General features: G+C 66.5%; 18 protein-coding genes. 11 read left to right on the forward strand and 7 right to left on the reverse strand.

Annotated elements, in window-relative coordinates; all coding sequences use genetic code 11:
• Positions 1-24 precede the first annotated feature (24 nt).
• A complete protein-coding gene (locus ACTOWJ_RS02540; protein WP_441332998.1) occupies positions 25-1,341 on the reverse strand; it encodes a hypothetical protein in 1,317 nt (438 codons plus the stop codon).
• Between the two features lie 106 nt (positions 1,342-1,447).
• The gene (locus tag ACTOWJ_RS02545) at positions 1,448-2,320 is read right to left on the reverse strand and encodes a DUF4349 domain-containing protein (protein WP_441332999.1); all 873 of its coding nucleotides are present in this window, start codon (positions 2,318-2,320) and stop codon (positions 1,448-1,450) included.
• Between the two features lie 74 nt (positions 2,321-2,394).
• On the opposite strand from ACTOWJ_RS02545, the gene ACTOWJ_RS02550 reads away from it, so the two are divergent.
• A complete protein-coding gene (locus tag ACTOWJ_RS02550; protein ID WP_441333000.1) occupies positions 2,395-5,229 on the forward strand; it encodes a CshA/CshB family fibrillar adhesin-related protein in 2,835 nt (944 codons plus the stop codon).
• A 124-nt stretch (positions 5,230-5,353) separates the two neighbouring features.
• Here ACTOWJ_RS02550 and ACTOWJ_RS02555 read toward each other — a convergent pair whose 3' ends face one another.
• Positions 5,354-7,999, reverse strand: a complete 2,646-nt coding sequence (locus ACTOWJ_RS02555; RefSeq protein WP_441333001.1) for a TonB-dependent receptor — start codon at positions 7,997-7,999, stop codon at positions 5,354-5,356.
• A 1,092-nt stretch (positions 8,000-9,091) separates the two neighbouring features.
• Here ACTOWJ_RS02555 and ACTOWJ_RS02560 point away from each other — a divergent pair.
• The 3 genes from ACTOWJ_RS02560 to ACTOWJ_RS02570 all read left to right on the forward strand — a co-directional run bounded on the left by ACTOWJ_RS02560 (position 9,092) and on the right by ACTOWJ_RS02570 (position 14,315).
• Positions 9,092-10,936: a DUF885 domain-containing protein gene (locus tag ACTOWJ_RS02560; RefSeq protein ID WP_441333002.1), complete on the forward strand. Its 1,845-nt coding sequence runs from the start codon at positions 9,092-9,094 to the stop codon at positions 10,934-10,936.
• Positions 10,937-11,030: 94 nt separating this feature from the next.
• Entirely contained in the window at positions 11,031-11,789 is a 759-nt protein-coding gene (locus tag ACTOWJ_RS02565) for an AAA family ATPase (protein WP_441333003.1), read from the forward strand.
• 336 nt (positions 11,790-12,125) lie between these two features.
• Positions 12,126-14,315, forward strand: a complete 2,190-nt coding sequence (locus ACTOWJ_RS02570) for a TonB-dependent siderophore receptor (RefSeq protein WP_441333004.1) — start codon at positions 12,126-12,128, stop codon at positions 14,313-14,315.
• 81 nt (positions 14,316-14,396) lie between these two features.
• Here ACTOWJ_RS02570 and ACTOWJ_RS02575 read toward each other — a convergent pair whose 3' ends face one another.
• Complete coding sequence (locus tag ACTOWJ_RS02575; RefSeq protein WP_441333005.1) at positions 14,397-16,142, reverse strand: ricin-type beta-trefoil lectin domain protein; 1,746 nt, start codon at positions 16,140-16,142, stop codon at positions 14,397-14,399.
• Between the two features lie 1,004 nt (positions 16,143-17,146).
• On the reverse strand, positions 17,147-18,232 hold the full coding sequence (locus ACTOWJ_RS02580) for a substrate-binding domain-containing protein (RefSeq protein WP_441333006.1): 1,086 nt from the start codon (positions 18,230-18,232) through the stop codon (positions 17,147-17,149).
• A gap of 290 nt (positions 18,233-18,522) precedes the next feature.
• Here ACTOWJ_RS02580 and ACTOWJ_RS02585 point away from each other — a divergent pair, with 290 nt between their 5' ends.
• From ACTOWJ_RS02585 to ACTOWJ_RS02605, 5 genes are all read left to right on the forward strand, one after another.
• On the forward strand, positions 18,523-18,978 hold the full coding sequence (locus ACTOWJ_RS02585; protein ID WP_441333007.1) for a hypothetical protein: 456 nt from the start codon (positions 18,523-18,525) through the stop codon (positions 18,976-18,978).
• A 292-nt stretch (positions 18,979-19,270) separates the two neighbouring features.
• Positions 19,271-20,953 carry an OFA family MFS transporter gene (locus ACTOWJ_RS02590; protein ID WP_441333008.1) on the forward strand — a complete coding sequence of 561 codons (1,683 nt, stop codon included), beginning with the start codon at positions 19,271-19,273 and terminating at the stop codon, positions 20,951-20,953.
• Positions 20,954-20,999: 46 nt separating this feature from the next.
• On the forward strand, positions 21,000-21,929 hold the full coding sequence (fdhD, locus tag ACTOWJ_RS02595; RefSeq protein ID WP_441333009.1) for a formate dehydrogenase accessory sulfurtransferase FdhD: 930 nt from the start codon (positions 21,000-21,002) through the stop codon (positions 21,927-21,929).
• Positions 21,926-24,277: an FdhF/YdeP family oxidoreductase gene (locus ACTOWJ_RS02600; RefSeq protein WP_441333010.1), complete on the forward strand. Its 2,352-nt coding sequence runs from the start codon at positions 21,926-21,928 to the stop codon at positions 24,275-24,277. The genes fdhD and ACTOWJ_RS02600 overlap by 4 nt, the downstream gene beginning before the upstream one ends.
• Positions 24,278-24,290: 13 nt before the next feature.
• A complete protein-coding gene (locus ACTOWJ_RS02605) occupies positions 24,291-24,509 on the forward strand; it encodes a hypothetical protein (protein WP_441333077.1) in 219 nt (72 codons plus the stop codon).
• 47 nt (positions 24,510-24,556) lie between these two features.
• On the opposite strand, the gene ACTOWJ_RS02610 is transcribed toward ACTOWJ_RS02605, so the two are convergent.
• The gene (locus tag ACTOWJ_RS02610; protein ID WP_441333011.1) at positions 24,557-24,871 is read right to left on the reverse strand and encodes a hypothetical protein; all 315 of its coding nucleotides are present in this window, start codon (positions 24,869-24,871) and stop codon (positions 24,557-24,559) included.
• 257 nt (positions 24,872-25,128) lie between these two features.
• Positions 25,129-25,479, reverse strand: coding sequence for a GFA family protein (locus tag ACTOWJ_RS02615; protein WP_441333012.1), 351 nt, complete (start codon positions 25,477-25,479; stop codon positions 25,129-25,131).
• Positions 25,480-25,615: 136 nt separating this feature from the next.
• Here ACTOWJ_RS02615 and ACTOWJ_RS02620 point away from each other — a divergent pair, with 136 nt between their 5' ends.
• Entirely contained in the window at positions 25,616-26,041 is a 426-nt protein-coding gene (locus ACTOWJ_RS02620) for a VOC family protein (protein ID WP_441333013.1), read from the forward strand.
• Positions 26,038-26,949 carry a DUF72 domain-containing protein gene (locus ACTOWJ_RS02625; protein WP_441333014.1) on the forward strand — a complete coding sequence of 304 codons (912 nt, stop codon included), beginning with the start codon at positions 26,038-26,040 and terminating at the stop codon, positions 26,947-26,949. The genes ACTOWJ_RS02620 and ACTOWJ_RS02625 overlap by 4 nt, the downstream gene beginning before the upstream one ends.
• Positions 26,950-26,995 lie beyond the last annotated feature (46 nt).

Genomic DNA, 26,995 nt, shown 5'->3' on the forward strand with positions numbered 1-26,995 from the left:
CGGCGCCCCCGGAAGCCGCTGCCGTCAGAAGTGTTTCACCTGATAGTCGGGAACATATCCGCCGCGCATCAACTCGATCTGCGCGGCGAGCGCCTGCGCATGGGCCAGGCCGAGCGATTGCGCCGTGTCCTCGTAGCGTTCGGGTTCGTGTTGGACATTCCAGACGAATCTCCACAAATCCGCGCGCGTGCGCCAGCGGGAATGACAGCCGGCGAGGATCGACTGGAACTCGTCCTCGTCGAACGCGTCCAGTCCGCGGCGCGTCACCAGACCTTCCAGGAACGCCACGCCGATCGTGTCGATCGTGGAAAGATCGGCCTCGTCCGGCGCGATACCGTAAAGATCCGCCTGTTCCAACACCTCCCGGGCCTGCGCGAAGCGCGCCTGCCCGTTGAGCATCCGCGCCAGCGTCAGCGCGAACCACGGCCGCGGCATCGTCCCTTTGCGATCCGGGAAATGCATCAGCGCGACGCGCAGACGCTCCTCGACACGGCCTTCGTATTCGGCGCATTCGGTGCCATCGAAAAGATTGTCCAGCTTGAACTGTTGCGTCAGCGCCGCATAGCTGCCGCTAAGACGGTTGTTCCAGACCAGATGGATCAGGCAACGCAGCGTCTGGGAATAGTTCCCGCATTCGTAATGCATCTGCCGGGACATCCGCTGCTGCCATTCCTGCCGGGTCAAGGGTTCGCCGGGCGCGGGCGCATCGGGATCGACTTTCCGCCAGCGCCAGTCGCCGCCGCGATGGTAAACGCCGGGTTCGAGCCGCGCGTTCTGGACGTAGAACTGCAGCAGCAGAAGCAATCGCGACTCCAGATGCTTGCGGCGCTTGGCGAAGGCGGCATTCGACAGAGTCTTATCCGGGTCGACGATCGCACGGACGTCGCGCGATACGTTTTCCGAGCCGAACGGACGCTTCGGGTTGATCCCGTTCGCACCGAGATTGGCCGCGGCCCATAGCGCCGATTCCTCGGCGCTGGCGGTAAGTTCGATCGCTTGCCCCGACAGAAGCTGGGCGGCCACGGCGGGGTCGGGAGTGTCCTCGAGGAGGGCCGCCTTATCGGCTCCGGCGCGCGCGTAGGGATTGGTTATCGTTCCTGCGAAGGCGGCCATGTCGGCCGACGTCATGAAGACCTCCAGCGCGGCCTGGAAATCCGCCTCGCTCATGGCTTCATCGAGTTCCAGGAAATCTTCATCGACCAGTCCCGCGGCACCGCTCTCCGCGCTGTCCCACTGCACCGCCAACCGACGGATCCGGGCGAGGTGCTCCGGCGCGACATGGGTCAAGCTGCGCGCAGAATCGAGGCTTTGCCAGTTCCACACAGCCGTCGCTTCAGTCATTGGGGACATCATCTATCACCTCGAGTCGACGACATCGGGCAGGTCGGCCCCGCCCATGGACGGGCGGGCAAGTGGTGCGCGCCCGTCGCCATGGCCGCGGCGCGGCTCAACGACCCGCGGCCGCGCGCTTGGCCTTGCGCGCCCGGCGGATGCGCAACAGCACCCACACCAGCGCGAACACCACCACCGACATCGGCAACACCACGGCGAAGGCGCGGATCAGGAACGCGATCACCGCCGCGACGATGCCGCCGAAATCGCGGAACGCCTCGCCGATCTCGCTTTGGCTTTCCTGGCCGCGGGTGGTCTGGAAGTTCAGCGTGACCAACTGGGTCGAGATGCGCCGCTGCTGCTGCGCGGCTTCCTGCTGCGCGGCCTGCAACTGCGACTCGATCTCGGCGATGCGGCTGGACAGGGTCAGCACGTCGGCGACCTTCAAGTCCTTGCGCTCCTGGAATTCGAGCAGGCGCGCGTGCTCTTTCTGCAACCGGTCCTGGCGCATGGCGTTGTCGCGCACCGCGGTGGCCAGGTCGTCGGCCTGGATGCTGCGCTCGGCGATTTCATCGCCCTTGCCGGCCAAGCCGATCAGGGGTTCGACCCCGGCCGGCACGATCCGCACCTGCAGCATCGCCGAAGGATCGTCGCCACCGCTCTGATTCATGCCGAGCACCGCGCAAGCGCCGAACTTGCCGGTGTTGCACGCCGCCTGCACCGCCGCGGCCTGAGCGGCGATGCGCTCGCCGGGCAGGCGGACCTGAACGCGGTGTTCGTAGGCCAGCAGCACCCCGAGATCGGCCTTGTCGGCGGTGCCGCCCGCACCGCCGGAGCTGGAACCAGACTTGGCCAGATTGGCCATCGGCACCGCCGGCGACGAGACTTCCTCGTCCTTCCATTCCGCCTGGTGCTTGGCGCAACCCAGCAGCGCCGCGCCAGTCAACAGCAGCGCGCCCAGTCGGGCGGCGATCGTGTTCGTGTCCATCGTGAGGTCTCTCCAGCCGTCAGTGGCAGGCAGCACTATGCCACCGTGGCGCATCGGTTCCAGCCCGAAGCCGGATGCGCGTTGCCTCGTCCGCCAATCAACGGCCGTGGACGCCGCGTGGGGTCATCCTGGAAACGCAGCGGGCGGCAAGGGATCGAACGGCGCGGCCAGGTCCCGCATCAGCAGATTCAGCGCGACCGGCGCTTGCCGGAGCGGCGCCAGCGCTGGCGACTTGCGCTGCCATCGCCGAACCCGATCGAAAAGCGTCGGCGCTGAAAACCGCTCCCGCCAACGACCTCGCGGCAATCGGCCGAACCCGGCTTCGGTCATACGCGGCTGCATGTCGCCGCATCTTCGGCGAGCTGCGGTATCGCGCAGCGCTTCGCGATCGAGGTTCCTACCGAGCCGGCGATAATCGTCGACCGGTCGATCATGCCCGGATCCAGACGATCGTTACGATCGCCCGCGCGATCCGGACGCCACTGCGAAAACGATACGGACTTGCACGAAATATTATTGTTTACACCACAAAAAATACTGAAAACAAACGCAGAAAAGAAACAGTAGTCGACTGTCGCCGCAAACTCGCGTTGCAAACCGCGGGTCGCGTGGAGGAATATGCCGCACTCTCGCGCCAGTACGCGATCGTCCCGGAAGACGCCGTGCTCAAGCTCGTGCAGTTGTGGACCGGCCTGGTTGTCGTTGCGTCGGATCGCGCACGCGAGGATATCGATGCGGCGGCGGGAACGACACGCAAGACACTAACGTCCGTAAGCCACGCGTGGCGACGCGGCCCGGCCGCAGTCACGCGCACGAGCGCGTGCCACCGCGACCCGCGCGATCTCCGTCACCATGCGCTCCGATTCCTGCGCCCTCAACCGACCCGGTCACCCATGCTCGACAGACTCAAACGCCGCCTCGGCCGGGCCATCGCACTGGTCGCCCTCCTCGTCGCGAGCCCGCCCGTGCCCGCGCAGTTCGCCACCGGCGGCAGCGGCGCCTACCGCAACAACATCCTGTGGTTCCGCTGGGACGCGCACGGCACGTCCATTCCTCAGGCGGGAGCCACCATCACCAACTCCACGCGCGTGGACGATCAGTTCCTGCGCATGACCTGCGGCCTGTCCAACATCGTCAGCAGCGGCGACTCTCCGGGCCTGATCGGCTATCGCCCCGGCACCTGGAGGGGCGACGGCCTGGACGATCTGTACAACATCGACGGCACCGGCACGGCCAACACCCTGACGGTAGGCCTTGGAACGCGCGTGAACGGCTCGTCGGCGTCGGCGAGGTTCTCCTGTGCGGCGACCTTCGGCCCGGCCAACAGCAACGCCGATCCGGCATTCCCGATCGACGGTCTGGTGTTCGCCGATGCCGAGCAGTCCCTGGCCCCACACGAATTCGTCGCAGCCACCCTGAGCGGCTCGGGCACGTTCCGCATCCTGGAAACCTTCAAAACGGCCGATTGCCAGACCAACGGCACCGTCACGGTTTCCGGCTCGACCATGACCATGAACGGCAGCGACCCGACATGCGCCTCCGGCCCGGTGGCCGTCGGCTTCCTCGACGGCGCCAGTTCGGCCGACATCAGCCTCAAGGGCGGCGGCTCGTCGGCGATCGCGCTGGGCGTCATGGTGTTCGTCGCCGACGGTGGCGACGCGCCGGCGAGCTACGGCGATTCGCACCATCTGCCGGATTTCCGCTTCACCGGCGGCGTGCCCACCGGCGCCGACTGGAATTACTCGACCAATCCACTCGCGCAACTGGCCGCGCCGCTGATCCGTCTGGGCGCAAGAGTCGACACCGAGACGATCGCCCTGTCCAACGCCACCGCCAGCGGCGACGACGCGAACGGCACCGACGACGAGGACGCGCTGTCCACCGCCTTGACCGTGCGCATCCGCGCCGCCGGCACCCACGCGCTCAACGTGCCCTGCAGCGGCACGGCGGCGACGGTGTACGGCTACATCGACTTCAATCGCGACGGCGATTTTCTCGATCCGAATGAGCGCTCGGCGGCGGCGGCGTGCTCGGGCGCCAGCGCCAACGTGACGTGGACGATGCCGAACGCGGCCGGTCTCGTCGACGGCCCCAGTTTCCTGCGCCTGCGCATCGGCGGCATCGCCAGCCAAGTGTCCGTGCCGGGCGGCGTCGCCGTCGGCGGCGAAGTGGAGGACTACCCGATCACCCTGCTCGGGGCCACGATCTCGTTGCAGAAAGCGCTGGCCACGAGCGGCCGCCGCAACGCCAACGACCAGTTCGTGCTGTCGATCGCGCCCGCCGGCGGAGTCGCCACCAGCCAAACCACGACCGGCGCCGGCAACGCGGTCACGTCCGCGCCGGCCAGGCTCGATCCGGCCGGCGTCGGAATCGCTCACACGCTGATGGAAACCGCCGCGGCCACGGCACCCTCGACCGACCTGAGCCGCTACCAGACCAGCTACCAGTGCAGCAACGCCCGGCCCGGCGGCCAGGCGCCCAGCGGAACCGGCCGCTCGATCACCCTCACCCCCGCGCTCGACGACGAGTTGAGCTGCACCTTCACCAACACCTGGACACCGACCGTCGATCTGTCCGTCGCCAAGACCAATGCACAGCCATTCGATATCCGCACGCCCGGCGACACCGATGACGACCATGTCGATGTGGGCCCCACCACCTACACGATTTCGGTCTGGAACAACGGACCGGACGATGTCGCCGGTGCCGTCGTGCGCGACCTCCCCCAGGCAGGCGTGACCTGCTCGGGCAATGTGGCCTGCAACAACGTCGGCGACGCCGTCTGCCCAGCGAGTGGATCGATCGCGGACCTGATGGGCGGCGGCCTGGTCATTCCGCGGATCGCCGCCAGCACCACCTCGCCGCCGCAGCACTACGTGACCTTGCGACTGCTCTGCCAGGTCGAATGAGCCGCTGTGAGGGCCGAGACACGCTGCGTCCAGTCGCCGTCTCCCGGTGCGGGCCAGCGGTGCCGGCGAAGACGGGCACGAGCCGCCGCACCGGCCCGTTTACACCGCGCTTCGAGCCGCCGGCTCAGAACCGGTACTTCACCCCCAGGGTCACGAACCGGCCGAGCGCATCGTATTGGCTGATGTCGTACGGCAACGCGCCGCCGGCCGGATCGAACGGCGGATCCTTGTCGGCCAGGTTCTGCACCGACACATACAACGTGGTGTCGCGCAGACCTTCGTAACCCAGGTACAGATCGAACTGGTGGTAGTCGTCGACCTTGGCGCTCAGCCCTGGATTGCTGCGCGCATCGACGATTTGCTGCTGGTAACCGCCGATATAGCGCCACGCGAGCTGCGCCTTCCAATCGCCGCGCGCGTATTCCAGCGAGGTGATGCCGCGCCATTTCGGCAACGCGCCGAAGCGGTTGCCGCCGGCGCCTTCCAGCGCGCTCTGCCCGGCGATCTGCGGCTTTTCGTAGCTCAAAAGACGGGTCCAGGCGCCGTCCAGGGTCCACGCCGAATCTCCGGCGCGCCAGACCTTGCGGCCTTCGATATCGAAACCGGTCGTGGTCAGCGAGCCCTGGTTGGTGTAACGGTTCTCGACCAGTTGCAGGCGATCCTGGGCGTCGCGGGTGATGCGTCCGGGATTGCTCTGCGGGTTGGACACCACGAACTGCACGTCGTCGGGCGCGATCAGATCGTCCTGGCGGATGCGGTACAGATCGATGCCCAGGCTGGTATCGGCATCGGGCGCCCACAACACGCCCAGATTGATGTTGCTGGAGCGCTCGGCCTTCAGGTCCGGGTTGCCGGTGCGCAGGATGGTCACGCCGCGCGAAGCGCCCGGCTGGACCGGATCGAAGGGATCGATCACCGAGCCGTAGCTGATCGTGGTGCTCTGCGCGCTTTCCGGCAGCGACGGCGCGCGGAAACCGCGCGAGGCGTTCAAGCGCAGCAGCCAATCCTCGCTGACCTGCCAGCGCACGCCCAGCTTGGGCGAGAACGCGCTGCCGAAGTCGTTGTAATGATCGCCGCGGCCGGCCAGTTGCACTTCCACCTGTTCCCAGGGCTTGAGGCTGAACTCGAAGAACGCCGCGGCGACGCGGCGGTCGCCGTCGATCAGATTGATCGCCGGACGCAGCTCGGTGCCCGACAACACCTGCGGGCTGGTGCGCGCGTCCTGGGATTCGTCGCGGAATTCCACGCCCGCGGCGACGCCGACATCGCCGGCGCGCCACTGCCACGGGAAACCGGAAATCTTGCCGCTGAGCGTGCTCAGACGGTACGTACCCGGGCGGCGAGTGGACAAGCGCAACGCGTCCAGCGCGCCGGGCGTGCGCGAGGGGTTGAGAAAATCGTAGCTGCCGTCGGCCAGTACCTGCTCGAACGCATAGCGGTTGAGGAAGTTGCGCACGTACTCGTGCTGCTCGCTCTGCGAATGGCTGCCGGCGACTTCCCAGTCCCACACCTCGCCCTTGCCGCGCAGGCCGAACAGGACGCGCGAGAACTCGGACTTGTTGATCTTGTAGCGCGCGCCCAAGTCGAGGAACGAATACTCGAACGGCGTCGGCACCGCATTAGGATTATTAGGATGCCCGACCGGCAACAGCGCCGGAATATCGACCAGGCGGCCGGTGCCGCGGTCGTACGCGCGCAGGCCGGTGCCGACCGTCATCGGCGCGCTGAAGTAGGTGCCGTTGTGACTGGTGCTGTAAAGAATCTCGGCGAAGCCCTGCACCTTGTCGTTGAACCACACATCGCCGGCGACCATCGCCTGATAGCGCTCCACGTCCGGAATCAACGTGCGATACGGCTGGGTGTTGAACGCGCAGGCATTGCCCGGCAGCGGGCTGCCGAAATCGCTGTACGGACGCGACTGCGTGCCCGGCTGGCACGGGAAGGCGACCGGCGCGCGCGGGTTCGACAGGAACGCGCCGCCCTGCGTGGACCAACCGGCCAGGCGTCCGCCGGGCTGGGAACGGAAGTCCCCACTCTTGGTCAGATCGCGCTCATCGGCGCTGAGTTGGCCGCGCTTGAACACGTCCAGGCTGAAACGCAGGCTGTAGCCGTCCTTGCTCGGATCGCCGTGACCGGCGCGCAGGCCGATGCTGTGCTGGTCGATGCCGCCTTCGGTGGCGGCGCCGTAGGCCGCATCGAGTTCGATGCCTTCGATCTTGCGGCGCAGGATCAGGTTGACCACGCCGGCGATCGCGTCCGAGCCGTACAGCGCCGAGGCGCCGTCCTTGAGAATTTCCACCCGTTCGATCGCGCCCAACGGCAGCGCGTTGAGATCGACGAAGTTGTCCTGGGTGTTCTGGGCGAAACCGTACGAGGCCACCCGATACCCGTTGACCAGCACCAAGGTGTTCTTCTGGCTCAATCCGCGCAGCGACACGCCGGCCGATCCGTTGGCGAAGCTGCCGGTGTACTGCTCGTTGAAGCTGTTGCCGCTGTTGACGGTGAGGCTGCGCAACAGATCCGACACGGTGACCTTGCCGCTCTTTTCGATCTGCGCGCGATCGATCACCAACACCGGATTCACGCCGGCCTCGTCGCTGCGCTTGAGGTTGCTGCCGGTGACCTGCACGGCATCGAGGGTGACGCCGGGTTCGGCGGTGGCAGAGTCCGCAACGTCGGCGGCTTGCGCGAACGGCGCGGCCAGGGCCAGCGCGAGGGCCAAGCTCAAAGGTCGGTAACGCACTTCGGGATTGCGGGCGAATCGAGACATGGGAATTCCTGCAAGACGTGGGAGAGGCGAAACGAAAGAAAAAGCCGGCCCGCGACGGCACGCGACCGCCGCTGCCGCGTAAGCGCAGCGCGGTCGTTGGGAGGGGAGAGAGACGAATGCGGGGTTAACCGCAGGTCGCGTGCGCGCGGGCCGGTGGGAAAGTTCGGCAGGTTCGGCCGCTAGGGCCTCACCCGCCCGCTACAGCCGCAGCGCATTCGCGCGGACGTGACGGTGCGGCGATGACGTGGCGCGACGATGGGCGAATCGAAAACGGACGGCATGGCAAGAACGATCCAGAAAAGTCCCAACAAGAGCGCCCGAACAAGCGCGATCGAGCAAGCGCGATCGAGCAAGATCGAGCGCGGAACGCAGCGGCCTAGCGGCGACACATCGCCCGACGACATCCACCGATGCAACGGAGGCTGACGGAGGGCGGCAAGATCGGGCGGGCTGCGTTCACGGGGTCTGGTTTCGTTTGCGGAGGAAGATCGCCGCGCGGAGCGGCGACGGGGTTTATGTTGCATCGCGATAAAAAGATGTCAACGCGCGCCGCCGACGCGCGGCGGTGGCGAATCGCGCTTGCGCGGCCCCTCGCCCGCCGGCCGCGGCCGTATCCGTTTCGGCCTGTTCAGCCGCAAGCCCCGTGGCGCAAGGCATTGGCCGACTTCGTCCGCCGCCCGGCTGCCGGCGCGACCCGGGCCGGATCGCGCGCCCGGCGCATGAGTCCATTACCGATGGTTATCTCGTCGACGTTTGCCGACACAGCGAAATCCAACATCCAGCACGGCAAGTGCGCGAGATTTCCGCCTGCCTCGCCGCCCGACGCGTTCGCAGCTTGCGTTTCAGCCTCTGTAGGAGCGGCGCAAGCCGCGACCGCGAACCTCCGTCCGCCTGGCCTCTCCATTCCCCCGACCACCACCCGCGCCACACCCATCGCCCTGCCCCAACGCCGCCGTGCGCACACGAAACCACCGCGCCGCGGCCACCTTTACCCCGTACAACCGATCCGACCAATGACCCATGCGGGCGTAACCGGCTTCGCATATCCTCCGCGCAATCCGGCTCCGGCCTCCGCTCATTCAGAGAATGGACATGCGCCCGTTGCGCCCTACGCAGCTCGCCCTCTTGCTCAGTCCCACCCTGCTCGCCCTGGCTCTGGCCGGCTGCGGTCCACGCGATCCGGCCACGCCCGCGGCGCAAACCGCCCAGCCCCAGGCCGCCGCGGCCAACGCCGCCGACCCGGCGGTGGACGCCGCATTCGCCGCGTTGTCCAAGCGCTGGCTTGATGGCGTCATGAAGATCAATCCGATCGCCGCGACCCAGATCGGCGATCACCGCTTCGACGGCGAGATCGACGATCTCAGCGCCGCCGGCCGCCAGCGTCAGCTCGATTTCAACAACCAGATGCTGGCCGAACTGGACAAGATCGACGCCACCCGGCTCTCGCGCGAGAACCAGGTCGATGCCCTGATCCTGCGCAACCGCCTGCGTTCGGACGTGTGGTCGATCCAGACCCTGCAGAACTGGGCCTGGGACCCGATGATCTACAGCGGCCTGGCGGGCGATGCGATCTACAACTTGATGGCGCGCGAATTCGCGCCGATGCCACAACGGCTGAAGTCGGCGACCGCGCGCATGGAGAAGATCCCGCAGATCTTCGCCCAGGCCCGCGCCAACCTCGACCCCGCGCGGGTGCCGAAGATCCACGCCGAGACCGTGGCCAAGCAGAACGCCGGCGTGCTGAGCCTGATCGACACCTTCATCGCGCCCAACGCCGGACAGCTCAAGGGCGCCGACCGCAAGCGCCTGGACGATGCGGTCGCCACGCTGCGCAAGGCAGTGGCCGAACAACAGCAGTGGCTGGACGAGACCCTGGTACCGAACGCGAAGGGCAACTTCCGCATCGGCCAGACCTTGTACGACGAGAAGCTGAAGTTCTCGCTGAATTCCTCGTTGTCGCGCGCGCAGATCATGCAGCGCGCGCAGGCCGAGCTGACCCGGGTGCGCGGCGAGATGTACGCCATCGCGCAGAAGGAACTCAAGACCAAGCCGGGCGCGCCGGCCCTGCCCGACCAGCCGACGCCGCAACAGCAGCAGGCCGCGATCGAAGCCGCGCTGGAGCTGGCCTACGCCGACAAGGCGCCGCGCGACAAGGTGGTCGACTTCGCCAAGCAGACCCTGAGCGATGCGACCGCGTTCACCCGCGCCAAGAACCTGGTGACCGTGCCCGACGCGCCGGTCAAGGTGATCCTGATGCCGGAGTTCCAGCGCGGCGTCGCGCTGGCGTACTGCGATTCGCCCGGCCCGCTCGACAAGGGCCTGGACACGTATTACGCGATCTCGCCGATCCCCGACGAATGGGACAAGCAACAGGTCGACTCGTTCCTGCGCGAGTACAACACGCGCATGATCCACCTGCTGTCGATCCACGAAGCCATGCCCGGCCACTACCTGGAAGGCGCGCATTCGGCCAAGGCCCCTTCGACCCTGCGCGCGGTGCTGCGCTCGGGCGTGTTCGCCGAAGGCTGGGCGGTCTACACCGAGGACATGATGGCCGACGCGGGCTATCTGGATAACGACCCGCTGTTCCGCCTGGTCCAGCTCAAGTTCTATCTGCGCACGCTCGGCAATGCGATCCTGGATCAGGGCGTGCAGGTGGACGACTGGAGCCGCGAGCAGGCGATGGAGTTCATGACCCGGCAGACCTTCCAGCAAGAGCGCGAAGCCGCCGGCAAGTGGGTTCGCGCGCAGCTGACTTCGGCGCAGTTGCCGACCTACTTCGTCGGCGCGCAGGAGCATTTCGACATGCGCAAGGCGGTGGAAGCCCAGCAGGGTCCGAAGTTCGATCTCAAGGCCTACCACGACCAAGTGCTGTCCTACGGCGCGCCGCCGGTGCGGTTCGTACGGGAGTTGATGTTGGACGAGCCGATTCGCTGACGCGGCGCGTCCGGCGCGTCCGGCTCGGCTAGACTGAAGGCGTGGGCCGGTCCCGCGCCTTCTTTTTGCGCCTTTTTTTCGAACCGAGGTCGATATGCGCGGACTGGATGCCGAGCACTACGTACTGGACGTAATCTTGCGTCGCGACAAGGTCGCATCGTTCGATCAATACCCGTTTTCGCTGCCGGTGGTTCGCGAACTCAGGGCCTTGGAACTGCACCCCAAGGTCACCTTCGTAGTCGGCGAGAACGGCAGCGGCAAGTCGACCTTGCTCGAGGCGATCGCCACGGCCTGGGGCTTCAACCCCGAAGGCGGCACCAAGAACTTCAAGTTCCAGACCTTCGGCTCCCATTCCAGTCTGCACGAGTGTTTGACGCTGAGTAAAAGCGTCAAACGCGCGAAAGACGGATTCTTCCTGCGCGCGGAGAGCTTCTTCAACGTCGCCTCTGAAATTCAACGACTGGACGAAGAACCCTGGGGAGGACCGCCGATCGTCAACTCGTACGGCGGAAAATCGCTGCACGAACAATCGCACGGCGAATCATTCTTCGCGCTGATGATGAATCGCTTCGGCGGGTACGGGTTCTATGTGCTCGACGAGCCGGAAGCGGCGCTATCGCCTAATCGGCAACTTGCGATGCTGGCGCGGATTCATGAGCTTGTGACGATGAAATCGCAATTCATCATCGCCACTCATTCGCCCATGCTGATGGCGTATCCCGACGCTTGGATCTATCAGATCGGCGAGAGCGGTTTCGAACGCATCGCTTACGAAGAAACCGAGCACTATCGGGTCACTCGCTCATTTTTGAACAATCCACAACGTCAGCTGGATTTGTTACTCGGCGATTGAGGGTGGTTAAGGGCCTGCCCCGCCTTGTCGGGCATGTCCAAGCAGCGTCCCGATAGCCGACGCGCGTCGCCATGACCGGCCCACGAGCCGCTCGCCTGGGTCGATGGAAGACGTGACCAGCTTCAGCCCGAGAACGTGCGCGATTGCCAAGTTATCGAGAATGATTTACGTTTGCCGCCCAGCGCATACCACTCATGCTCGCCGCGACCCGATAAAGGGCGCCCGCCAGCGACGCGGTACCTAGAGCGCTTGCCGAGAAGGATCTGATCGCACCCGGCGTCTCCACGCCGGTGCCGGCGAACTGTGGCCGTCTTTCCTCCATTACCGGATCCCTCCATGTTTCTGCCGCCTGTCTCCATGCCGCGGTTGCGCCGCGCCGCGCTGCCGTCCGCCCTGCTGTCCGCGCTCGTCCTGGCCGCATCGCCGGCCCTTGCCGGCGCCAACGACGACGCCGACGCCACGACCCTGGACAAGGTCAGCGTGCACGCCGCGCAGGCCGCGCCGTCCAGCAGCACCCGCCTGTCGATCAGCCTGCAGGAAACCCCGCAGTCCACCAGCGCGATCGAACTCAAACGCCTGCAGGACGAGTCGTTGTTCAGCATCAACGACGTCATGCGCAACGTCACCGGCGTCAACGTCTCCTTCTACGACACCCAGCGTCCGCTGTACTACGCGCGCGGCTTCGCCATCACCGATTTCCAGGTCGACGGCCTGCCCACCTACAGCGGCTCGACCAACCAGAAATACGACACCGCGTTCTACGACCGCATCGAAGTGATCCGCGGCGCCAACGGCCTGCTCAGCGGCGCCGGCGTGCCCTCGGCGATGGTCAACCTGATGCGCAAGCGCCCGGGCAAGGAGTTCGATGCGTCGTTCGCGGCCAGTGTCGGCACTTGGGATTTCCGACGCATGCAGTTGGACGTCAACGCACCGCTGACCGCCGACGGCCGTTTCCGCAGCCGCGTGGTGGCCGCCTACCAGGACCGCGACTTCTATTACGACCGCTACAGCGAAGACAAAACGGCGGCGATGGCGGTGATCGAAGGCGACCTGACCGACACCACCACCCTTACCCTGGGCTACCAGACCCAGGACAACAATCCGGTCGGATCGACCTGGGGCACCGTGCCGTTCTTCGACAGCCGCGGCGAGTTCGCGCACTTGCCGCGCTCGACCAATCTGGCGCCGAACTGGGCGCGCTGGCAACGCGAAAGCAGCACCGCCTACGCGCAACTGGAGCAGCGCTGGGGCGAGAACTGGAAGCTGCGCGTAAACGCCGCGCGCACCAAGGGCGATGTGGAAAGCGCCCGCGTGTACGGCAGCGGCAATCCGAACCCCATCGACGGCAGCGGCATCTTCCTGCGCACGTCCTACGGCCAGACCCGCGATACCCGCGATGCGGTGGACGCCTACCTGAGCGGCACCTTCCACCTGTTGGGTCGCGAACACGACGTGGTGGTCGGCGGCAGCTGGCAGGACCTGCAAGCCACCACGCCGACCTTCGCCACCGCCTATCCGCGCGACTGGGCCAGCTGCGGCCGCGAACGCTGCTACTACATCCCCAACGTGCACACCTGGGACGGCGCCATCTCCGCGCCGGTGTTCACGGCCACCGGCGCGCGGCGCGAGCAACGCACCACCCAGCGCGGCATGTACGTCTCCACCCGTCTGCGCCTGGCCGAACCGCTGTCGCTGATCGCCGGTGCGCGCCTGAGTTCATGGGAAACCCGCACCCGCAACTACAACGCCGCCGGCGCGTACACCAGCACCACCGGTACGTACAAGGTCAACGACGAACTCACCCCGTATGTCGGCCTGGTCTACGACCTGACTCCGCAAGTCTCCGTTTACACCAGTTACACCGAGATCTTCAATCCGCAGAACTACAAGGACAAGAACGAAAACCTGCTGGCGCCGGTGGAAGGCTCCAACCTGGAAGCGGGCATCAAATCGCAGTGGCTCGATGGCCGTCTCACCGCCAATGCCGCGGTGTTCCAGGCCAAGCAGGACAACTATGCCGTGCGCGACATGAGCGTGCCGGAAGGCTCGCTCAGCGATGGCAGCTCGGCCTACATCGGCATCAACGGCACCAAGGCGCGCGGCTGGGAAGTGGACGTCAACGGCGAGATCCTGCCGGGCTGGACCATCAACGCCGGCTACACCCACGTCAAGGTGACCCGCGCGGCCACCGACCTGATTTGGGCGAACCTGCCTGAGGATTTCCTGCAGCTCAACACCACCGTGCAATTGCGCGGCGCGCTGGAGCGGCTGAGCCTGGGCGCGGGCGTGCAATGGCAGAGCAAGGTGCAGGGCTTCAACATCGAGCGCCCGGTGGGCGGCCCGGTGACCGTGACCCAGCCGGCCTACTCGCTGGTGCAGTTCAACGCCAACTACCGCATCACCGATCGCTGGACGGCGACCTTGAGCGTGCGCAACGCGCTCGACAAAACCTACTGGGCCAACCTGGACTACAACAACTACGGCGAACCGCGCTTCGTGGCGATGAGCCTGCGCTGGAAATACTGATCCGGCGGTCGGGCGACGCCGAAGGCCCGAGCGCGATGCGCTCGGGCCGGGTTCGATCGAAAACCGGACTGCGCTAAATCATCAAGGCAACCGCACCCGCTGCGCATTGCCCGCGTTGCAATCCCATATCTGCAACTGCGTACCCGGCACCGCCGCGCCGTTGGGCACGTCCAGGCAACGCCCCGATTGCGGATTGCGCAAGGTGCCGTCGGTGAAGTGCTGCCACTTCTGCGCGCCGGTGCCGTTGCAGCCCCACAACTGCACCTTGGAGCCGTTCGCGGTGCCGCTGGAAGAAATGTCCAGGCATTCCGCGCCGCCGGCGATCTTCAGCGAGATGGTCGCATCGGAGTTGTTGGACACGTTCCACTGCTGATCGCTGGCGCCGTCCGCGCAGGCCTGGATCTCGGCCTGGCGCCCGGTGCGATTGCCGACGCAGTAACCGGCCAGGCCGACGAAGGCGATCGCCCGTCCCGCCACCGGCGCGATCACCTGCGCCGCGCTGGCGTTGCAATCCCATATCTGCAATTGCGTGCCGACCACGTTGGTTCCGTTCGGCACATCCAGGCAACGCCCCGACTGCGGGTTGCGATAGGTGCCGTTGCCCAGCGACTGCCACTTCTGCGCGCCGGTGTTGTTGCACGACCACAGTTGCACCTTCGAGCCATTGGCGGTGCCGCTGGAGACGATGTCCATGCACTGCCCGCCGATCTTCAAGTTCAAGGTCTGATCGGCGATGCGCGCGAAGGTCCACTGCTGGCCGCTGGCGTTCTCGTCGCACACCCGCAACTCCACCCGTCCCGCGCGGCTGCCGACGCAACGGCCGGCGATGCCCGGGAAGTTCAAGGCCGCGCCGGCCACCGGCGCGCCGGTCATCTCGCGCCACAGCTGATTCGGGGTCTTGCCGGTCAACGACACGAACGCCGCATCGGGATCGTCGTCGATCTGTCCGCCCTCGTGCTTGGCGATATTGAGTATGCGCACGAAATCGGGAAGGTTGTATTGCTTGGAGATCCAGTTGAGGAAGTACGAGCCCTCGCTGTAGCCCGACAGATAGGTCTTGCCGACCGGCAGCGGAATCGGATCGCGGTCGTGCAGCACGAACTCGCGCGCCCAATCGGCCATGCCCTCGGTGATCCAGTCGCCGCGCTTGTGCTGTTGGGCGACGTGGGTCGATTCGTGCAGGAACATGCCCAGATCGTTCGGGTTATTGCGCGCGTAAACGGCGCTGACCACCATCGTGGTACCGCTGACGTAGGCCACGCCGGTGTAGGCCGGATCGATCTTGATCGTGTACGCCGGCGGCGGCGCGTAGTCGGGAAAGGCGATCTGATCGGAGATCTTCGGGTACCAGCTCTTGACGAACGGCAGCACCGTGCCTTGCATCCAGGTTTGCAGGTCGGTGGCTTGCGAGTAATCCAAGGTGACGTTGGGAATCGGCGTGCCCGAGGTCGGATAAGCGACCGACAGGGCCGCGCTCAGCGGCGACGGCGCGCCGGCGCCGTCGACGGCTTGCACCTGGTAGCTGTAGCTCTGGCCCGCGGTCACGTTGGCGTCGATGTAGCCGTTGCCGTTCTTTTCCGGAAAGTCCGCATGGAAGCCGGGCGTGACCGAACCGATTTTGACGCCGTTGCGGAAGATGTCGTAACGCGCAACCGGGCCGCCGCTGGCGCTGGGGTTCCAACGCAACGCCGTGCTGCCACCGCCGGTGTAGGCCTGCAGGGCGCTCGGCGCCGAAGGGGCGGCGAAGACGGCCTGCGGAATCAGCGCGACGGCCAGGGCCAAGGCCAGCGCGCCGGGCAAGGCGCGCGAAATCGGACGATAAGTCATGGGATGTGCTCGTAGGTGGAGGTGGCGGGGAGCGTAGAGATGCCGTGGCGACCGCCGCGTGCGCGATTTTCCGCCGAGCGACTTACGCGCGCATCGCCGAACGACTCCCGCGCCGAACGCTAGCAGCGTCGCCACCGCGGCCTCGCGCACTGAATGCACAGAACGACGCCGAGGTGACACTCATCATCCCGCTTCGACTCGTCCCGCTTCGACTCGGCGGACTCGCCCATGCGCGCGCCCGTTCGCGCTGCCCGCGGTTGCGAATTGCGACGCAATCGACGCGTTGACCCTGTACCGGCTGAACGCATCGCGGCGAACGTGACCCATGCCACGTGTCGATGGCGGTGTTGCGCAAGTTTCCGAGGGATGGCTCGCTGTTTGCTTGCTGCGTTGTCTCCGGTCTCGATGTAGGAGCTGCGCGAGCTGCGACCAACCGAAGCGACGCACGCGAGCGCGGCATGCCGCAGTCTGTAATCAACCAGATCTGAAAACTAAAAGCGATCAAAGATCATCGCTTCGGCGGGCGCGTGGTATTGCACCTCTTCGGTTGTCGCGGCTTGCGCCGCTCCTACAGTCGCAAACGCGGCGGCGCGGCCTCCTGTCTCGCTGTAGGAGCTGCGCGAGCTGCGACAACCGAAGCGACGGACGCGAGCGCGGGGGACCTAAGGCCGTACGCCATGAGATCTAAAAATAAAAAGCGGGAGAAGATCATCGCTTCGGCGGGCGCGTGGTATTGCATCTCTTCGGTTGGTCGCGGCTCGCGCCGCTCCTACAGTCGCAAACGCGGCGGCGTGGCCTCCTGTCTCGCTGTAGGAGCGGCGCGAGCCGCGACAACCGAAGCGATGAACGCAAGCGCCGCACGCCGAAGCCTGCAACCAACCATATCTGAAAACTAAAAGCGACCAAAGATCATCGTTTCAGCGAAGCGCGTGGCATTGCACCTCTCCGGTCTGTCGCGGCTCACGCCGCTCCTGCAGTCGGATCCACAGCTGCAAGCGAATCGCTCAACCAAACACCGCATGCGCCGAAGGAAACGCCTCGAACATATCCTGCACGGTGCCGCAACGGTCGGCGTCGTAACCGGGCAACCGGCCCAGTTCGTGGCGGAAGCGTTCGCTGCGCAGGATCGCCAGCACCTCGGCCAAGCCCGGCGCCGCCAGCGTCTGTTCGCGGGCGAGGAAAAAATAATGTTCCGAGGCGATCGGCAAAAACTCCTGGCCGTAGCGGCGCGCCGGCGTTTCCAGGCCGAAGCCCGCGTCGGCCATGCCGCTGGCGACGTAGGCCGCGACCGCAGCATGGGTGAGTTCGTCGATGCCGCAGCCGCGGATATTGCGGATCGAATGCCCCTGCTTGGCCAGCATGCGTTCGAGCAACAGGCGCGCGCCGGAACCGGGCTGACGATGGATGAAGCGCACGTCCTCGCGCATCAGATCGGCCAGACTGCGGATGCGCTTGGGATTGCCCGGCGCGACGATCAGGCCGATCCGCCGCGTCGCCAGATGCAGCGCGCGGTCGCCGACCGGGTCGATGCGGTCGGCGTAGTGCTGCAGGATGTCGCTTTCGAACTCGCCGATCGGCAGGTGCACGCCGGCCAGGTCGCAATCGCCCGAACGCAACGCGGCCAGCGCTTCGCCGGGGCTGCGGTATTTCAGATCGACCGAGGTGCTGGCCTCGTCGAGGAAGCGACGCAAGGTTTCCACAGCGAATCCATGCGCCGCGTGCAGGCGCGGCGGCGCAGCCTGCGCGCTGAGCACCCGGCCGAGTTCGACCTCGACTTCCGAGGCCAGACTGTCCAGGGTCGGCGCCAGCCGCGCGGCGATGCGCTGGTCGGCCCACACCAGCCGCTCGCCGAGCGGGGTGAGCTTGGCGCCGCGGCCGCGGGTCATGCGCAGCAGCGGCGCGCCGAACAGCGAGCGCGAAGATTGCAGCAGGCCCCAGGCATAACGATAGGACAGGTCCAGTTCGCGGCACGCCGCGGCCAGCGATCCGGTCGCGTGCACGCCCAGCAACAGATCGATCAGCTTGGGCGGCAACGGCCGCCCGTCGGCGGCATGCAGGGTCCACTTGGGTTGGATCAGAACTTTGAACATCGCAGCTCCGGCATTCGGGACGAGGTCGGCCATCGGAACGCCAGCTCGCGGCGAGCTGGCTCGCGGACGGCTGGTTCGAGAACGGCAGGCTCGCGGAAAATCGATTCGGGGAGGATCGATTCGCGGCAATCCGCGAACCGAGTTCGCACTACTGAATTTACGAGGCGCACACACGCTTGACGGCGTCGCGCGCGCGACGGATAAGGATTGAGCGCGAACACGATGTGAGTCCTCGCCCGCATGCGCCGGCGATCGACCTGCGTGGACATGGCCACGGCAAGGATTCCTCCATGAAGACGTTCCGCCCGCACACGTTGTCGCGCCGCCTGGCTTGGCCCCCGTTCGCCTGCGCGATGGCGTCGGCGCTGGTCGGCTGCGCCGACGCGCGCGTGCGCGACGGCGCGCCGCACATCGTGCGCATCGACGCGGCACAGATGGACGCGGGCGCCGACGCGCGCCAGGCCAGCCTCGCCCAAGCCTGCCAGGCCTGGAGCTTGAAGCCCGATCAGGCGGCACGGTATTTCCGCCACGCCCAGGAGTATCCCGACGGGACCGGCGACCGGTTCTACTGGCTGCCGTGTTCGATCAAGGGCCGCTTGCTCGCCGCCGGTCGCGAATGGGAGTTCGAGATCAACGCCGCGGCCACCGCGACCTGGCGCAGCGGCGACACGCTGCGGCGCTGGGGCTGCAGCGACCGGGCCTGCCGGCCGCTGGTACTGCTGATGCCCGACGGTAACCGGCCATGAGCGCGTCCCGCGTTCGCATCCACACCCAGCGCCGGCCACGCCCAGCCGGCGGCCTTCTGCGATCCACGCAACAGCGGTCCGCGCATTGCCCCGCGCGGCTCTGCCTGGGCGGCGGCCAGCGAGGGATGGCACATTAAATAGGCTGCACATAGCCGATTATTAGACTACCCGGTGATATACGTCACTTCCCAGCTGGGTTAGCCTCGCTGGCGCTTCCGGACTAACCCCCCTTTATGTCCTGAAGTACATATTTGAGTACAACCGCAAGCCGCACTATCGGAGGGGTTCAGGCATGTCCAGTGAAAGCGTAGTGGTCGCAGCACCGCAACACGCAGCAGACGGGTTGCTGGCAAAGGAACGGATCGTCGCCAAACCCGGGTTCAACCGCTGGCTGGTGCCTCCCGCCGCGTTGGCGATCCATCTGTGTATCGGCATGGCCTACGGCTTCAGCGTGTTCTGGCTGCCGCTGTCGAAAGCCATCGGCATCGACCAACCGCTGGAATGCGCGAAAGACATGGGCTTCCTCGCCCGGGTATTCGCCACCGGCTGCGATTGGAAAGTCAGCGAGCTGGGCTGGATGTACACCTTGTTCTTCGTCCTGCTGGGTTGCTCGGCGGCGATCTGGGGCGGCTGGCTGGAACGCGCCGGTCCGCGCAAGGCCGGCGTGGTCTCGGCGGTGTGCTGGTGCGGCGGGCTGGTGATCTCGGCGATCGGGGTAAAGACCCATCAGATCTGGATGCTGTGGCTGGGCTCGGGCGTGATCGGCGGCATCGGTCTGGGCCTGGGCTACATCTCGCCGGTGTCGACGCTGATCAAATGGTTTCCCGACCGCCGCGGCATGGCCACCGGCATGGCGATCATGGGCTTCGGCGGCGGCGCGCTGATCGGCAGTCCGCTCGCCGACAAGCTGATGAAGCACTTCGCCACGCCCACCTCGGTCGGCGTGTACGAAACCTTCCTGACCATGGCCGTGCTGTACTTCGTCTTCATGATGGCCGGCGCGTTCGGCTACCGCATCCCGCCCACCGGCTGGAAGCCGGCCGGCTGGACGCCGCCGCCGGCCAACGCCAACGCGATGATCACCCAGCAGCACGTGCACGTGAAAAAGGTCTGGGGCATTCCGCAGTTCTGGCTGCTGTGGGGCGTGCTGTGCCTCAACGTCTCGGCCGGCATCGGCGTGATCGGCATGGCCTCGCCGATGCTGCAGGAAGTGTTCGGCGGCAAGCTGATCGGCGTGGACGGCGGCATCAAGTCGCTCGATCCGACCCAACTCGGACTGATCGCCAGCATCGCCGCCGGTTTCACCGGCTTGCTGAGCCTGTTCAACATCGGCGGGCGGTTCTTCTGGGCGTCGACCTCGGATTACATCGGCCGCAAGATGACCTACGTGGTGTTCTTCGTGCTCGGCTTCGCGCTGTACGCGGCCGCGCCGTCGGCCGGTTCGGCCGGCAGCATCGCGTTCTTCGTGGCGATCTTCTGCGTGATCCTGTCGATGTACGGCGGCGGCTTCGCGACCATTCCGGCCTATCTGGCCGACATGTTCGGCACCCAGATGGTCGGCGCGATCCACGGCCGCCTGCTCACCGCCTGGGCCACCGCCGGCATCCTCGGCCCGGTGGTGGTCAACTACATGCGCGACTACCAGCTCAGCCTGGGCCTGCCGCCTTCGCAGGTCTACAACACCACCATGTATATCCTGGCCGGGATGCTGGTGCTGGGCCTGCTGTGCAATCTGATGGTGCGCCCCGTGGCGCAGAAGCATTTCATGACGCCGGAAGAACTGGCGCGCGAAAAAGCCCTCGCCCACGAAAAGACCGGCAGCAACGGACAAGCGCTGTATACGCCCGAGCAGATGGCCCTGATCGGCCACGGCGGCAATCCGGCGCTGGTGCTCGCGGCCTGGACCGCGGTCGGCATTCCGCTGGCCTGGGGCGTGTGGGTGACCTTGCAAAAGGCCTTCGTGCTGTTCCACTGAGGCAACCGGCCGGACGGCGGCACCGCCGTCCGGCCCGCTGATCGATATGAACACTCCGCGCTCGCTGCCCGACACCGAACCCGACGCCGACCGCGCCGGCGCAGTGCAACGCAAGGTGCGCCGCCGTCGCGGCACGCGCGTGCACGAAGCCATGGACGCGATCGCCGCCGAGGTGCCGGTCGCGTTGATCTACAACGCCACGCCGTTCGCGGTGATGATGGCCACGCCCGAGGATCTGGCCGACTTCGCGCTCGGCTTCTCGCTCAGCGAAGGCATCGTGGCGCGCGCCGAGGAACTGCGGGTCGAGGAAATCTCGACCTCGCTGGAAGGCGTCAGCGTGCAACTGACCGTTCCCGCCGAACGCGCCGCCGCGCTGGAACAGCGCCGGCGCAATCTGCAAGGCCGCAGCGGCTGCGGCGTGTGCGGCACCGAAAGCATCGAAGCGGTATTGCGGCCGCCGCCGCGCGTCGCCGACAGCGCGCCGCTGCATGCGCGCGCCTTGCAACGCGCCTTGCGCGAGTTGCGCCTGCGCCAACCGCTCAATGCGCTCACCGGCGCCACCCACGCGGCCGGCTGGGCCGATGCCGGCGGACGCGTGCTGCTGGTGCGCGAAGACGTCGGCCGGCACAACGCCCTGGACAAGCTGATCGGCGCGCTGAGCGCGGCCGGTTTCGATCCGGCGCGCGGCTTCGCCGTGGTCACCAGCCGCGCCAGTTACGAGATGGCGATGAAGGCCGCCCAGGCCGGCATCCCGCTGCTGGCGGCGATCTCCGCGCCGACCGCGCTGGCCATCGCTCTGGCCCAGAGCGCGCACCTGACCCTGATCGGCTTCGCACGCGACGACGGCTACGCCGTCTACACCCACGGCCAGCGCCTGCTGGAGAACGAGATCGGCGAACCGGGCGCGCCCGAATCCACCCTGCCCCCCAACCGCGCAGGCGGCGCGGAGCGCGACTCGACGGAATCGAACTCATGAGCAAGAACCCCATTCGTCCTTACGACGGCCCCGCCGGCGGCTGGGGCGCATTGCGCAGCGTGGCCAAGCATTTGCTGGAACAGGACGTACCGGTGCACGGCGCGCGCACCCTGCTCTCGGCCAACCAGCCCGACGGCTTCGATTGCCCCGGTTGCGCCTGGCCCGATCGTGATCACACCTCCACCTTCGAATTCTGCGAGAACGGCGCCAAGGCCGTCGCCGCCGAAGCGACCAAGCACCGCGCCACGCCGGAACTGTTCGCCAAGCACACCGTCGCCGAACTGGCGCGCTACAGCGATCATTGGCTGGAGAACCAGGGCCGCCTGACCCATCCGCTGCGTTGGGATCCGGCCAGCGACCGTTATCTGCCGATCAGTTGGGACGAGGCCTTCACCCGCATCGGCGCGCATCTCAACGCACTGGCCTCGCCCGATCACGCCTTGTTCTACACCTCCGGCCGCTGCAGCAACGAGGCCGCGTTCTTGTACCAGTTGTTCGTGCGCGAGTTCGGCACCAACAACTTCCCCGACTGCTCCAACATGTGCCATGAGCCTTCGGGCACGGCGATGAAGGCGCAGATCGGCATCGGCAAGGGCACGGTGCAGTTGCGCGACTTCGAGCTGGCCGAGGCGATCTTCATCTTCGGCCAGAACCCCGGCACCAACCATCCGCGCATGCTCGGCGAGCTGCGCCAGGCATCCAAGCGCGGCGCAGCGATCGTCTCGTTCAATCCCTTGCGCGAACGCGGGCTGGAAAAATTCGCCGACCCGCAAGACAAGCTGGAGATGCTGCACAACGGTTCGACCCGGATCTCCTCGGATTATTTCCAGTTGCGCATCGGCGGCGATCTGGCCGCGGTCAAGGGCATGATCAAGCGCGTGCTGGAAACCGACGCGCAGGCGCAGCGCGAAGGGCGCGAACGGGTGATCGACACTGCCTTTATCGCCGAACACACCCGCGGCTTCGAGAACTTCGCCGCCGAGGTCGCGGCCGAGTCGTGGGACACGATCGTTACCGAGTCAGGCTTGTCGCGCGACGAGATCGAGCGCGCCGGCGACATCTACCTCAACGCCAAGAGCGTGATCTGCTGCTGGGGCATGGGCATCACCCAGCACAAGCATTCGGTGGCCACGATCAACATGATCGTCAACCTGATGCTGCTGCGCGGCAACATCGGCCGCCCCGGCGCCGGCCCCTGCCCGGTGCGCGGACACAGCAACGTGCAGGGCGATCGCACCATGGGCATCTACGAGAAGCCGACACCGGCGTTCCTGGACCGCCTGCGCGATGTGTTCGGCTTCGAACCGCCGCGCGAGCACGGCCACGACACCGTCGGCGCCATCCAGGCCATGCTCGACGGCCGCTGCAAGACCTTCTTCGGGCTGGGCGGCAATTTCGCCACCGCCACGCCGGACACCGAAGCCACCCATCGCGCGCTGCGCCGCTGCGATCTCACCGTTCACGTCACCACCAAGCTCAATCGCAGCCACCTGGTGCACGGGCGCGACGCCTACATCCTACCTTGCCTGGGCCGCACCGAAATCGATATCCAGGAGGCCGGGCCGCAAGGCGTCACGGTCGAGGACTCGATGAGCATGGTGCACCTGTCGGCCGGCATCAACGCGCCGGCCGATCCGATGCTGTTGTCGGAACCGGCGATCGTCGCGCGCCTGGCGCACGCGACTCTGGGCGCACGCAGCAAGGTGCCGTGGCTGTGGCTGATCGGCGACTACGACCGCATCCGCGAAAAGATCGCCGAGGTGTTCGACGATTTCTACGATTTCAACCAGCGCGTGCGCGTGCCCGGCGGTTTCCACCTGACCAACGCCGCCGGCGAGCGGCGCTGGCTCAATCGCGAAGGCAAAGCCTTGTTCAAGGCCCACGCCGTGCCGACCGACCTGCCGGTGCACCGCGCCCGCGCGCGCCACAAACAACCGGTGTTCACCCTGGCGACCACGCGCTCGCACGACCAGTACAACACCACCATCTACGGCATGAACGATCGCTACCGCGGCGTGTTCGGCGAGCGGCGGGTGTTGTTCATCAATGCCGAGGACATCGCCGAGCTGCAGATGAAGGCCGGCGACTGGGTGGATCTGGAAAGCTTGTGCGACGACGGAGTCAAGCGCGTCGTCAAGCGATTCTTGTTGGTCGAGTACAACATCCCGCGCGGCTGCCTGGCCGCCTACTACCCGGAAACCAACGCGCTGGTGCCGCTGTCGAGCTTCGCCGACGAGGCGCGCACGCCAACCTCCAAGTCGATTCCGGTGATCGTGCACCCGCACCAGCCGCAACCGGCCCAGCACCTGCAATCGGCGAAGGACATCGGCCTTGTCCGAGTTGACTGAGCCGTTGCTGGCGATGCTCGCCGGCGAAGCCGGCGGCGTGTCGCTACCGCGCCTGTGCAAACGCCTGGGCGTGCGCATGAGCGTGCTGTTGCGCGAGCTGGCCTGGATCGGCGAGGAAACCATCGGCGAACACCCCGGGCCCGGCTGGGTCCGCGTGGAAGCGCATGGCGACAGCAGCGTGGCGGTGTTGACCGAGCGCGGGCGCGAGCGCTTCGTCCAGCATCGGCCCTGAAGTCGGCCCCTGTTCGCGGACGAGGCGGCGCGCTGCCCGCGCGACGCTCAGGACGCGGCTTTCGGCCGCGGATGCACATACCCCAGACCGGCCAAGAGCGACAGATCGCCATCGATCACCCGGGTGCCGGGATAGATGAAGGATTCCAGCGCGGGCAGCTTGGCCAGGAAACCGATGCCGGCGATCGCGCGCAGATCGGCCAGCATCAGATGGGTGAGCGCAGACTGCGCGCCGATCGCTTCGACCGAAGCCACGCGCTTGCAATGGCTCAACTGCAGCCATTGCAAGGAACAAGCGTCGATCGCGTCGATCGCGTCGATCGACGTCAGCTTGTAGCAATGCGCCAAGTCCAGCTTGCTCACGCTGGCCGGCAGACCGGTCAGAGATGCCGACGACGGCCGGTCGCTGCGCGCTCAGCACCTCGCGCACCGTTGCTTCATCCACGCCGCGATAAGCGTTGAAGAAAAAGCCGTCGGCCCCGGCCTGCCCGTGCAACTGCAGCGATGCGCCCGTCTGCCAGGCGGGAACGTCGATCAAACGCCAGTCGCCGCAGAGTTTGACCTCGGGCAGCAGGAACGGTGGTGGCTCATAGCTCATGCGCGGGAACCTTCGACGCCGCTCAGAACGAACGCCCGTCCACCGGGATCACCTTGACCGACTTCAGATCGACGCCATCCAGGCAACGCACGTTGATCGCCGTCATCGGCGTGCCGTCGGGCATCGTGCCCTGACTGAAGGACGCGATGCCGCAGTGCTTGCAGAAATGGTGATCGATCGAATTCTTGTTGAAGTGGTACATGCCCACGTCGGCCGGATCGGCCGTGAGGGTGAATGCGGCGCGCGGCACGAACCACAGCAGGCCGCCACGGCGCTGACACATCGAACAATTGCAGTCGATCGCCTGATCGATCTCGCCTTCGACCCGATAAGCGACCTTGCCGCAATGGCAGCCGCCGGTGTAAGTGGTCATGCGCATGCTCCCGTCCCGTTGAAGACGCGAGAATAACGCCGCCGCGCTATGCTCGTCGTCTGACGAGTGTCACCGCTCGTCGAGTGTCACCGCTCATCGAGAATCTCACTCCGCCCGCCGTCACAGGAGCCGTCTCATGGATCCCATTGCCGGAAGCACCATCATCCCGTCCCTGCGCTACCGCGATGCGCCCGCCGCGATCGAATGGCTGTGCCGCGCGTTCGGCTTCGACAAACACGCCGTGTATCAGGACGGCAACATCGTCCACCACGCCCAGCTGACCTATGGACCGGGCATGATCATGCTCGGTTCGGTCGATCCGAGCACCGAAGGCGAATGGTCCAAGCGCATCGTCCAACCCGATGAGATCGGCGGGCGCGAAACTCAGGCCTGCTCGGTCGTCGTCAGCGATGCCGATGAGCACTACGCCCGCGCCCGCGCGGCCGGCGCGCAGATCGTGGTCGAGATCGCCGATCAGGACTTCGGCGGACGCGCCTATACCTGCCGCGACATCGACGGCCGGCTTTGGTGGTTCGGCACTTACAACCCCTGGAACTTATGAACCGCAAACCCAGCAAATCCGAAGCGCCCTCCGCCGACGGCGGCGATCTGTTCGCGCCGGCCGCGCCCGCGCCGGCCGATCCGCTGGCCGGCAACGCCGGAGTGAAACCCGTCGACGGCATCCGCAGCGGCATCGGCGGCTGGACCTTCGTGCCGTGGCGCGACAACTTCTATCCAAAGGGCCTGGTGCAGCGGCGCGAGCTGGAATACGCCAGCCATCAGCTCAGCAGCATCGAGATCAACGGCACTTTCTACAGCGCGCAAAAACCGGCCACTTACGCCAAATGGGCCGCCGACACGCCCGAGCATTTCATGTTCTCGCTCAAGGCGCCCGGGCGCATTACCCAGGCCGGCGCGCTGGCCAAGGCGAACTCGGGCGCCAAGGCCTTCATCGACGGCGGCCTGGGTGAATTCGGCGAACGTCTCGGACCGATCCTGTGGCAACTGGCGCCGAGCCGGCGCTTCGATCCGGACGATCTGGCGCCGTTTCTCGACGCGCTGCCGCGCACGCTCGACGGCCGGCCGCTCAAGCATGTGCTGGAAGTGCGGCATTCGAGCTTTCTCGATCCGGCCTATCTGCGCCTGGCGCGCGAACGGCGCATCGCCACGGTGTTCACCGACTCCGACGAGTACCCGTCGATGGCCGACATCACCGGCGATTTCGTCTATGCACGCTTGATGCGCGCGCGCGCCAACGTGGCGACAGGTTATCCCGAAGTCGAGTTGGACGCCTGGGCGCGGCGCGCGCGGGCCTGGGCGCGCGGCGAGGACAATCCCGAACTGCCGCATGCCGGCGAGCCGTTACCGCCGGCGACGCCGCGCGAGGTGTTCGTGTATTTCATCAGCGCGGCCAAGGAGCGCAATCCGGCCGCGTCGATGCGGCTGCTGCAGAAGCTCGGCACGCGTTGATCGACGCACGCGAAAGCGCCGTCGCAGCCCCCGCCGATCGGCGCAC

The sequence above is a fragment of the Lysobacter sp. CA199 genome, from assembly GCF_052078715.1.
Lineage (GTDB): Bacteria > Pseudomonadota > Gammaproteobacteria > Xanthomonadales > Xanthomonadaceae > Lysobacter.